1 protein-coding gene and 1 pseudogene are annotated in these 1,671 nt (G+C 68.8%); both read right to left on the reverse strand.

All coding sequences use genetic code 11. From position 1 onward, the window contains the following. A pseudogene (locus EP26_RS30720) lies at positions 1-787 on the reverse strand (helicase-related protein); the annotation flags it as partial. A gap of 96 nt (positions 788-883) precedes the next feature. Next, positions 884-1,096, reverse strand: coding sequence for a hypothetical protein (locus EP26_RS30725; protein WP_043345331.1), 213 nt, complete (start codon positions 1,094-1,096; stop codon positions 884-886). Positions 1,097-1,671 lie beyond the last annotated feature (575 nt).

The following is a 1,671-nucleotide window of genomic DNA, read 5'->3' on the forward strand; positions in this document are numbered from 1 at the left end:
CGAAATGCGCGGCATAGCGATCGAGACCCGCCACACGCGCTACGGCCGCATTGGTCGCGCCCTGCGGCTCGGCCCGGGCCTCGCGTGGTGCCGGCCGCAGGGCAGCAACCTCGGCCTTTCGCCATTCCGACAGCGAGGATCGCAGGTTTTCCAGGACGGCAGGGTCGAACTGAGGCTCCCGCACCCTCCTGCCGCCCTCGCGGATCGCCACCCGGCAAGCAACGGGCAGGCGGCCGGCGCGGATCCAGCGCTCCGCTTCCGCCACGGTGCAGCCCAGCAGCGCCGGCACCGCCCCGGCGCCGATCAGGGAGGCCTCCCATGCCTCCAGGCGGCGCTCCTCCTCGGCTCTGGTCTCGCGTGCCGCTCGTGCCGCGCTGCGCCGTTCGGCCCGGCGCTGGCGCTCGGCATCGACCGCCCGGCGGGCGAAGGCAGCGGCATCCGCGGCGGGCAGCGCAAAGGCCTCGGCGACGCAGCGGGCACAATGCCCGACCGCCTCCAGCGTGGCTTCCCCGGCTGGCCCTTTCGGCAGCTCGTCCAGGGCGGCGGCGAGCGCCGTCTCGGGCGCGCCGTAACCGCCAAGCCGGGCCAGCACCGCCTCACGCAGTGCCGCCAGCAACTCGGCATCCCCGGCATCGGGGGTGCCGATGCCGGCCATCGCCACATCCAGATCGTCGCGCCGCACCGGCAGGGCTTCGGCACGCCTGGCCAGGGCCTCCAGCCGCTTGCGCCACTCGGCCTTCCCGCCGGCGCTGCCACTCACGGAACGGGAGAGGTGGTCTTGGCCCATGGTGGTCTCCTGCCCAGGACCTGCCCGATGCCGGGGAGGTCGTGTCGGCAGGTTAGCGCCCGGGCAACCCTGGCGTTCGATCGCCCAGGCCGGAGGCTATTTGTCGTCCTTGCTGTCAGGCACCATCGGGACGCCCTGCGCATTGCCGCCGCCGTACCGCACGTTCCCGCCCGGGGTCAGGATGGACGGGTCCGTCTCCTCGCTGGATTGGCCGCCTTCCTTCCTCCGCTCTGCCGCGGCCTCGGGCCGCTCCCGGCTCGCCGGGTCCTGCCCCGCCGTGCTCGTGCCGTCGTCCTGCTTCTCAGCCATCAGATCCAACTCCTGCGCATCGCCACCGGGTTACGAGCACAGGCAACGCGCGAAGATCGTAGATGGCGCCAGCATTCTATTGCCGAGCGCCAACGGATGCCCACCGCCAGCCAAAGCATACGGCAGGTAGCCTGGCGCAACCGACCTTGTCGGCAGCTAGCCAGCTTGCATTCGTCGGAGCCGGCAGGCTCGACAGGAGTTTCTGCACCAATCCCACTGGCGGAAAGGAGTTGCACCTTCGCGGAAAGTAGGCGTTGGCCTTCAATGCCGAACGAAGACTGTCTGAATATCCGTCTTGGCGAATACCTGGATCGCCATCGAGATCCTCGTCCTGAGGCTGCAACCGATGCGGCCGCTGCTGAGGGTGACGCAGCACTGGACGACACGGAGAGTGGCGGGTAGCGCGGGGCGCGCTTGGTCCTGCCCCTGATTTGGTTCGAGACTACGCAACTCCCCCGAGCTTTTTCGGGCGTATTCCAAAATGATCCAACGTAAGAAATAGCCTGGCGGCGTCATCGGTCGCCCTCGTCATCCAAACTCTAAGGCCTGTTAGAGCTTGATGACTTTGATCCAGT

It is taken from the genome of Belnapia moabensis DSM 16746 (assembly GCF_000745835.1).
GTDB classification, from domain to species: Bacteria; Pseudomonadota; Alphaproteobacteria; order Acetobacterales; family Acetobacteraceae; genus Belnapia; species Belnapia moabensis.

What these genes read in the sequence shown, in the direction of transcription:
- EP26_RS30725 (WP_043345331.1), bottom strand. Translation starts at nt 1,096, where the DNA reads ATGGCTGAGAAGCAGGACGACGGCACGAGCACGGCGGGGCAGGACCCG.